The organism is Lysobacter sp. CCNWLW3 (assembly GCF_036697405.1).
GTDB lineage: Bacteria > Pseudomonadota > Gammaproteobacteria > Xanthomonadales > Xanthomonadaceae > Lysobacter.
Genome location: NZ_JBAHWA010000001.1, coordinates 898,148 through 906,794, shown reverse-complemented (window position 1 = coordinate 906,794; position 8,647 = coordinate 898,148). Strand labels below are relative to the sequence as shown.

At 71.0% G+C, this 8,647-nt stretch carries 5 protein-coding genes; all 5 read right to left on the bottom strand.

What is annotated here, in order from left to right:
- Nucleotides 1–490: 490 nt before the first annotated feature.
- Complete coding sequence (locus V1318_RS04085; RefSeq protein ID WP_332937900.1) at nucleotides 491–1,210, bottom strand: response regulator; 720 nt, start codon at nucleotides 1,208–1,210, stop codon at nucleotides 491–493.
- Complete coding sequence (locus V1318_RS04080; RefSeq protein ID WP_332937899.1) at nucleotides 1,207–3,858, bottom strand: sensor histidine kinase KdpD; 2,652 nt, start codon at nucleotides 3,856–3,858, stop codon at nucleotides 1,207–1,209. Before V1318_RS04080 ends, V1318_RS04085 begins: the two co-directional genes overlap by 4 nt.
- Before the next feature lie 137 nt (nucleotides 3,859–3,995).
- Entirely contained in the window at nucleotides 3,996–4,598 is a 603-nt protein-coding gene (kdpC, locus tag V1318_RS04075; protein ID WP_332937898.1) for a potassium-transporting ATPase subunit KdpC, read from the bottom strand.
- Nucleotides 4,599–4,631: 33 nt separating this feature from the next.
- Nucleotides 4,632–6,653, bottom strand: coding sequence for a potassium-transporting ATPase subunit KdpB (kdpB, locus tag V1318_RS04070; RefSeq protein ID WP_332938343.1), 2,022 nt, complete (start codon nucleotides 6,651–6,653; stop codon nucleotides 4,632–4,634).
- 28 nt (nucleotides 6,654–6,681) lie between these two features.
- Nucleotides 6,682–8,511 (bottom strand): potassium-transporting ATPase subunit KdpA, encoded by a 1,830-nt coding sequence (kdpA, locus tag V1318_RS04065; RefSeq protein WP_332937896.1) that lies wholly within the window; start codon nucleotides 8,509–8,511, stop codon nucleotides 6,682–6,684.
- Nucleotides 8,512–8,647: the final 136 nt, after the last annotated feature.

Below are 8,647 nucleotides of genomic sequence, written 5' to 3'. Positions count from 1 at the left end.
ATTCGACAGATTCCCACCTACGACTCGGAGAGCTCACGCACGCTGCGAGCATCCGTTTGTCGCCGCGCGCGCCGGTTCTATCGCAGCGAACGCCCGTCCTCACGAATATTCCGATCCGTCATCCCCGCGAGGGCGGGGATCCAGCGACTTAAGCGCATCGGCTCGCCGACGGTGCGACCCCGCTCCTGCGCCGGCCCACCCCGCTCTGGATTCGACAGATTCCCACCTACGACTCGGAGAGCTCACGCACGCTGCGAGCATCCGTTTGTCGCCGCGCGCGCCGGTTTTATCGCAGCGAACGCCCGTCCTCACGAATATTCCGATCCGTCATCCCCGCGAAGGCGGGGATCCAGCGACTTAAGCGCATCGGCTCGCCAGCGGATGCGAATCCGATCGTGCGCGGGCCCGCCGCTCATGGACGGCATGGGCGCGCACCCGAAAAGCGCGATCAAGCCCGCGTCGGTTCAGCCGACGCCCGCTCCCGCCCAGCTCAAGGCCGTTCGATGAAGCGCAGCCCCACGCCCGGTTCGGTGACGATGTAGCGCGGCGCGGCCGCGTCGTCGCCCAGTTTGTGGCGTAGCTTCCCGACCAAGATGCGCAGGTAGTGGGTGTCGTGCTGATGGGTCGGCCCCCACAGCTCGCGCAGCAGCTGCGGCTGGGTGACCACGCGCCCGGCGTGCTGGACCAGCAGGGCGAGCAGGGCGTATTCCTTGCGCGCCAGGGCGACGCTCTCGCCGTCCAGGCGGACCTCGCGCCGGGCCAGGTCGATGCGCAGGCGGCCATCGTCGAACACCGGCAGGGCCTCGCCCTGGCTCGCGTGCGAGCGCAGCAGGGCGCGCACGCGCGCCATCAGTTCCTGCACGCCGAAGGGTTTGGTCACGTAGTCGTTGGCGCCGGCGTCCAGCGCGGCGACCTTCTCGGCTTCGCCCGCGCGCACGGTCAGCAGGATCACCGGCACCGACGACCATTGGCGCAGCTCGCGCAGCACTTCATGGCCGTCGCGGTCGGGCAGGCCGAGATCGAGGATCACCAGATCGGCGCCGTGCGTGGCCAGCGCCTCCAGGCCGCCGCCGCCGGTGTCGGCGGTTTCCACCGCGTAGCCCTGCGCACGCAGGCTGATGTCGAGGAATTTGCGGATCTGCGGCTCGTCGTCGACCACCAGCACGCGTGCGGTCTGGGTGGCGGCGCTGGCGGCGGTGTCCTCGGTCATGCGGTGGCGGGCGCGGCGGGTTCGATGGGAGGCAGGGTAATGCGGATCGTGGTGCCGCGGCCATCGGCGCCGGGCAGCGCCTCGACGCTGCCGCCATGGGCGCCGATCATGCCCTGGCAGATCGCCAGGCCCAGGCCGGTGCCCTGGCGGCCGCGGTCGCCGCGCTCGACGCTGTAGAACATGTCGAAGATGCGCTTGCGCTCGTCCTCGGGGATGCCGGGGCCCCTGTCGCGCACGTCGATGCGCAATTGGCCGTCGACGCGGCGCGCTTCCACGGTCACCGCCGCGCCCGCGGGCGAGAACTTGGCGGCGTTTTCCAGCACGTTGAACAGCGCCTGTTCGACCAGGGCCGGATGCACCCAGATCGGCCCCAGTTCGGGCTCCAGCTGCAATTCGAAACGCGCGCCGGGCTGGTAGCGCTGCAGGCGCGTGACCGCCGAACCGATCAGTTCGTCGACGCCGATCCAATCGCGGTTGAGGGTGAGCCCGCCGTGGCCGAGCCGGGTCATGTCCAGCAGGTTCTGGATGTAGCGGTCCAGGCGCTCGCCTTCGATGCGCACCGTTTCCAGCAGGCTGTGGCGGTCCTCGCGGCTCATCGCCTCGGCGTAGTTGTCCAGGCTGCTGGCGGCGCCGATGATCGCCGCCAGCGGCGAGCGCAGGTCGTGCGACACCGACGACAGCAGCGCCGAGCGCAGGCGCTCGGTCTCGCCGCTGACGCGCGCGTTCTCGAGGTCGGCGACCAGGCGCGTGCGCACCGCCGCCTGGGCGATGTCCTCGGCCATGGCTTCGGCCAGGCGCTGCTGCTCTGGGCCGAGGCGGCCGGTGCGCTGCGGGAAGCGCAGGCCGATCACGCCGCCGTCGCCGCCGCTGGCCAGCGGCAGGAACCACCAGTCCGAGCCGGCCAGGGTGTCGGTGTAGCGTCCGGCCGGCTGGCGGTGACGCAGGCTCCAGTCGGCGGCGGCGCGGTCCTTGTCGCTCAGTTCGGGCAGGTCGGCGCCGTGCAGGCCGGCGTCGCCGATGCGCACGATCGCGTCCGCGCCCAGCGAGCGCCGCAGCGCGTCGCGCCCGGCCTGGGTCACCTGGCCCAGGTCGGCGGCGGCGGCGAGCTGGCGGCCCAGGGTCTGCAGCGCGATCGCGTGGGCGTTGGCCGCGCGCAGCGCCAACACCTGCATGCGCAGCTTCGATGCCAGCCGGCCGGCGACCAGCGCCGCGACCAGGAACAGCACCACCGTGGTCACGCCCTGGCTGGCGCCGATCAGCAGGGTGAAGCGCGGTTCGATGAAGAAGAAGTTGTAGGCGAAGAAGCACAGCACCGCCGCGATCACCGCCGCGGTCATGCGTGTGCGCGCGGCCACCACGACCACCGCGACGATGAAGATCAGCGACAGGTCGTCCAGGCCGATCCAGCGTTCGGCGATCCAGGCCAGAGCGGTCGCCATCGCCGCCGCGATCACCGCCAGGCCGGCGTCGGAGCGGTTCAGCAGGCCGCTGAGCGGGCGCAGCGCGCGGCGCGCCTTGGCGCGCGCCTCCGGCGTGCTGACGATGGTCAGTTCGTAGTGCGCGCCGCGTTGGATCAGTTGCTGGGTGAGGGTGCGGTTGAACATGCGCGCGACCGGGCGCTCGCGCGTGCGCCCCAGCACGATCGCGCTCACGCCGGTGCGCGCGGCGTGGTCGAGCAGGGCGTCGACGATGCTAGCGCCGTGCAAGACCACCGCGTCGCCGCCGAGCCGGCGCGCGAGCGCGAAGGCGCGGTCGAGTTCGAGTTGCTGCGCGTCCGGCGGCGCGGCGCCGGTCTGCACCGTGACCACGGTCCAGGTCGCATCGCGGCGTTCGGCCAGGCGGCGCGCGATCCGCACCAGGTATTCGGACTGGCCGCGGCCGTCGATCGCCACCAGCACGCCGCGACGCAGCGGCACGCCGGGCAGGCCGCGCGCGGTCTGGGCCTCGCGCAGGTCGCTGTCGACGCGGTCGGCGGCGGTCTGCATCGCCAGTTCGCGCAGCGCGGTCAGGTTGCTGGGCGAGAAGAAGGCCTGCAGCGCGTGCGCGGCCTGTTCGGGCACGTAGACCTTGCCCTGTTGCAGGCGTTCGATCAGTTCGCGCGGCGGCAGATCGACCAGGACGATGTCGCGCAGGCGGTCGAACAGGGCATCGGGCACGGTCTCGCCGACGCGCACGCCGGTGATGCGGTGGACGACATCGTTGAGGCTTTCCAGGTGCTGGATGTTGACCGTGCTGTAGACGTCGATGCCGGCGTCGAGCAGCTCGACCACGTCCTGCCAGCGCCGCTCGTGGCGGCTGCCGGGCGCGTTGCGATGCGCCAGTTCGTCGACCAGCGCCAGCTTGGGCCGGCGCGCGAGCAGGGCGTCGAGGTCCATCTCCTCGATCGTGCGGCCCTGGTATTCGATGCGCTTGCGCGGCAACAGCTCCAGGCCCTCGAGCAGGGCGCCGGTTTCGGCGCGGCCGTGGGTCTCGACGATGCCGATCACGACCTCGGTGCCGCGGCGCTGCAGTTCGCGCGCGCGGCCGAGCATGCTGTAGGTCTTGCCTACACCGGGCGCGGCGCCGAGGAAGATGGTCAGGCGGCCGGCGCCCTGGCGTTGGAGTTCGCCGATCAGGGCGTCGGCCTGAGCGCTGCGGGCATCGGTCATGGACGGCATTGTGCGCTCCGGTTCGCGCGCGGCGTAGTGAAGATGCCGGCGAAGTCTCGCCGGTATTGCCAGGAGAGCCGGATGCCTGCCGCGCGACCCGGTCCTCTCCCGTGTCGGGGAGAGGAACCAGGCGGCGCCTAGCGGCGGGCGTCCAGGGCCAGGTTGAGTTCCAGCACGTTGACGCGCGGCTCGCCGAGCAGGCCGAATTGGCGGGGCTGCGTGTGCGCGACCACCATCGCGTCGACCTCCGCCGCGGAAAGGCCGCGCGCCTTGGCGACACGCGCGACCTGCACCTGCGCCGCGCGCGGCGACAGATGCGGGTCCAGGCCGCCGCCCGACTGGGTGGTCAGTTCGGCCGGTACCTCGGCCAGCGCGATGCCGTCGCGCGCGGCGACGGCGGCCGCGGTCTCGGCGATGCGCTTGCGCAGATCCGGGTTGCTGCGCGCCTGGTTGCTGCCGGCGGCGGCCATGGGATCGTAGTTGGCCGCCGACGGACGCGGCTGGAAGTAGCGGGCGTCGGCGAACGGCTGCGCGACCAGGGTCGAACCGCGCGCCTGGCCGTCCTGCATCGCCAGGCTGCCGGTGGCCTGCCAGGGAAAGGCGAGCCGGCCCAGCGCGGTGCCGACCAGGGAGTACAGCAGGCCGAAGCCGAGCAGGACGAGCAGGGCGAACAGCAGGGGCGCGCGCGGCGCGATGCGGTCGTCGACGACGATGGCTTGGGGAGCAGATGTGGTGCTCATCGGAATTCCTAGGAAGCGTATGGGCGTCGGAGATCAGGAGATCGCGGCCAGGATCATGTCGATCAACTTGATGCCCACGAACGGCAGCAACACGCCGCCGACGCCGTAGATCAGCATGTTCCGGCGCAGCAGCACGACCGCGCTGGCGGGCTTGAAGCGCACCCCGGCCAGGGCCAACGGAATCAGCGCCGGGATGATGAGGGCGTTGAAGATCAGCGCCGCCAGCACCGCGTTGCTCGGGCTGGACAGGCGCATCACGTTGAGCGCGGCCATCTGCGGGATCGCCGCGGCGAACAGCGCCGGCAGGATCGCGAAGTACTTGGACACGTCGTTGGCCAGCGAGAACGTGGTCAGCGCGCCGCGCGTGATCAGCTGCTGCTTGCCGACCTCGACCACCGCCAGCAGCTTGGCCGGATCCGAATCCAGATCGACCATGTTGCCGGCCTCCTTGGCGGCCTGGGTGCCCGAGTTCATGGCCAGGCCGACGTCGGCCTGGGCCAGGGCCGGGGCGTCGTTGGTGCCGTCGCCGACCATCGCGACCAGGCGGCCGCCGGCCTGCTCGGCACGGATGCGCGCGAGCTTGTCCTCCGGCCGCGCCTCTGCGATGTAATCGTCGACGCCGGCCTCGGCGGCGATCGCGGCGGCGGTCAGCGGGTTGTCGCCGGTGATCATCACCGTGCGCACGCCCATCGCCCGTAGCCTGGCGAAACGTTCCTTGACGCCGTGCTTGACCACGTCCGACAGCTCGACCACGCCCAGGATATGGCGCCCTTCGGACACCACCAGCGGGGTGGCGCCGCCGCGCGCGACCTGTTCGATGCGCGCGGCGAGTTCCGGCACGATCTGGCCGCCCTGCGACCGCACGTACTGGCCGATCGCGTCGCCGGCGCCCTTGCGGATCGCGCGGCCGTCTTCCAGGTCGACGCCGGACATGCGCGTCTGCGCGGTGAACTGCAGGTAGTGCGCGCGCTCGGGTTCGGCGACCGTGCTTTGCTGCTCGCGCGCCAGGCGCACGATCGACTTGCCCTCCGGGGTCGGATCGGCCAGCGACGACAACAGCGCGGCGTCGCGCAGCTGGCTGCGGTCGATGCCGGCCAGCGGATGGAAGGCGGTGGCCTGGCGGTCGCCGTGGGTGATGGTGCCGGTCTTGTCCAGCAGCAACACGTCGACGTCGCCGGCCACTTCCACCGCCTTGCCGGACTTGGCCAGCACGTTGGCCGCCAGCGCCCGGTTCATGCCGGCGATGCCGATCGCCGGCAGCAACCCGCCGATCGTGGTCGGGATCAGGCATACCAACAGCGCGATCAGCAGCAGCGGGTCGAGCTTGGCGCCGACGAAACCGGCCAGCAGCGGCAGGCTCGCGACCACGATCAGGAAGGTCAGCGTCATCGCCGCCAGCAGCATGGTCAGGGCGATTTCGTTCGGGGTCTTCTGGCGGTTGGCGCCCTCGACCAGCGCGATCATGCGGTCGAGGAAGCTGCCGCCCGGCTCGGCGCTGACCCGCACCACGATCTGGTCCGACAGCACCTTGGTGCCGCCGATCACGCCGGAGCGGTCGGTGCCGGCCTCGCGCAGCACCGGCGCGGATTCGCCGGTGACCGCCGATTCGTTGATGGTGGCCACGCCTTCGACGATCTCGCCGTCGGCCGGGATCAGCTCGTTCTCCGACACGATCACCAGATCGCCCGGCTTGAGCTGGGTGGCGGCGACGCGCGTCTCCGCGCGGGCGTCGTCGAGACGGCGCGCGACCAGGTCGCGGCGCGCGGCGCGCAGGGACGCGGCCTGGCCGCGGCCGCGCGCTTCGGCCACGGCCTCGGCGAAGTTCGCGAACAGCACGGTGACGAACAGGACCAGGGTGACGGCGATACCGAAGCCGAGCTTGCCCGGCACGGCCGCGGTGATCAGCGCCGACAGGATCGTGCCCAGCAGCACGACCGCCATCACCGGACTGCGCAGGGCCTGGCGCGGCGACAGCTTGCGGAAGGATTCGAGCAGGGCGATGCGCACAGCCGCGCCGTCCAGCCCGGCCGCGGCATGGCGGCGTTGGGTACCCAGATGAATGTGTTCGCTCACGGTCATTACCTCAGAGAGCCGGCGACGGCGCGGCGGCGGTCGACACGGCGGCCAGCGACAGGTGATCGGCCACCGGGCCCAGCACCAGCGCAGGCATGAATTGCAGTACGGTCAGGATTGCGATCACCGCGATCAGGGTCAGGGCGAAAGTCGGCGTTTCGACGTGCAGGGTGCCGCTGCCTTCCGGCGCGACGCGCTTGCGCGCCAGCAGGCCGGCCACCGCCAGGGGCAGGATCAGCGCCGGATAGCGGCCCAGCGCCAGCACCGCCGAACAGCTCAGGTTCCACCAGTAGGTCGCGTCGCCCAGGCCTTCGAAACCCGAGCCGTTGTTGGCGAAGGCCGAGGTGTACTCGTAGAACACCTGCGAGATGCCGTGGAAGCCCGGATTGGAATTGCCGGTGATCGACGGCAGCGCCAGGGTCGCGGCGGTGAAGCCCAGCACCACCAGCGGTTGCAGCAGGATCAGCAGCGCCAGCAGGCGCACCTCGGGCGCTTCGATCTTGCGGCCGAACAGCTCGGGCGTGCGTCCGGTCATCAGGCCGGCCAGGAACACCGCCAGCAACAGGTAGACCAGGAACTGCTGCAGGCCGCAGCCGATGCCGCCCCAGATCGCGTTGACCAGCATGTTGACCAGGGCCACGCCGCCGGTCAGCGGCGCCAGCGAGTCGTGCATGGCGTTGACCGAGCCGTTGCTGGTCTGGGTGGTGACCGCCGTCCACAGCGCCGAGGTGGTGGCGCCGAAGCGGACTTCCTTGCCCTCCATCAATGCGCTGTCGGCACCGGTCGGCGAGTAGGCCTCCGACCATACCGCGGCGCCGGTGGAGATCGCCGACATCAGCAGCATGCTGCCGAACACCATCGCGGTGAGGCGGCGGCGGCCGGTGAAGGGGCCGATCATGAAGGTCACGGCGACCGGAATCAGGACGATCGCGAGGATCTCCAGCAGATTGGACAACGGCGTCGGGTTCTCCAGCGGCACCGTGCTGTTGGGGCCGTACCAGCCGCCGCCGTTGGTGCCCAGTTGCTTGGCCGCGACCATGGGCGCGACCGGCCCCAGCGGGATCTTCTGTTGCTTCATCTGCACCGTGGCGTCGATCGGTTGCACGCTGGGGCCGGCCGCGAGCGTGGCGGGCACGCCCTGCGCGGTCAGCATCAACGTCCACAGCAGGCACAGCGGCAGCATGAAGCGCAGCGTGGCGCGGGTTACATCGACCCAGTAGTTGCCCAGGTCGCGCGCTTCGCCCTCGCTGGGAAGGCTGGGCTTGGCCGCTCGGCGCGCGCCGTACACCGGCCCGGTCGTCGGCTCTTGATTCGCGGGCGCATCGCAGGCGGCATCGCCCGCCTCCTGACAGGATTCCAGCGCCTGACGCCCGCCGAACAGGCCGCGCAAGGTGGCCACGACCATCGCCAGGCCCATCATCGGCGTCACCACCTGCAGGCCGACGATGCCGACCATCTGCGAGAGGTAGCTCAGCTGCGCCTGGCCGGAGTAGTGCTGCTGGTTGGTGTTGGTCAGGAACGACACCATCGTGTGCAGGGCGGTATCCCAACGCAGGTTGGGGATGCCGTCCGGGTTCAGGGGCAGCCAGGCCTGGGTCATGAACTGCAGCCACACCAGCGCCGCCAGCACCAGGTTGCTCAGCACGAAGGCGCGGGCATAGCCGCGCCAACTCATGCCGCGCGCCGGGTCGGTGGCGAGCGCACGGTAGATCGCGCGCTCGAACGGCCCGAACACGCGGTCGAGCTTCGAGGGCGCGCCGCGCATCACGCGGGCCAGATACAGGCCCAAGGGCCAGCCCAGGCCGATCGCGAGCGCGAATACAAGAAAGATGTCGATCATCGTCGTCAACCCAACGGAAGGTGATCCGCGCCGACCCGTCCAGGAGCGGCGCGGATGGTGCGCGGGGCCGATTCGAACCGCCAGGTTCGATGGCCCCGCGCGAGGAGAGCCGCCGCGGAGCCGTCCCGGCCCCGCG

Coding starts and splice junctions, on each gene's coding strand:
- V1318_RS04085 (WP_332937900.1), bottom strand. CDS start 1,210: ATGACCGAGGACACCGCCGCCAGCGCCGCCACCCAGACCGCACGCGTG.
- V1318_RS04080 (WP_332937899.1), bottom strand. CDS start 3,858: ATGACCGATGCCCGCAGCGCTCAGGCCGACGCCCTGATCGGCGAACTC.
- kdpC (WP_332937898.1), bottom strand. CDS start 4,598: ATGAGCACCACATCTGCTCCCCAAGCCATCGTCGTCGACGACCGCATC.
- kdpA (WP_332937896.1), bottom strand. CDS start 8,511: ATGATCGACATCTTTCTTGTATTCGCGCTCGCGATCGGCCTGGGCTGG.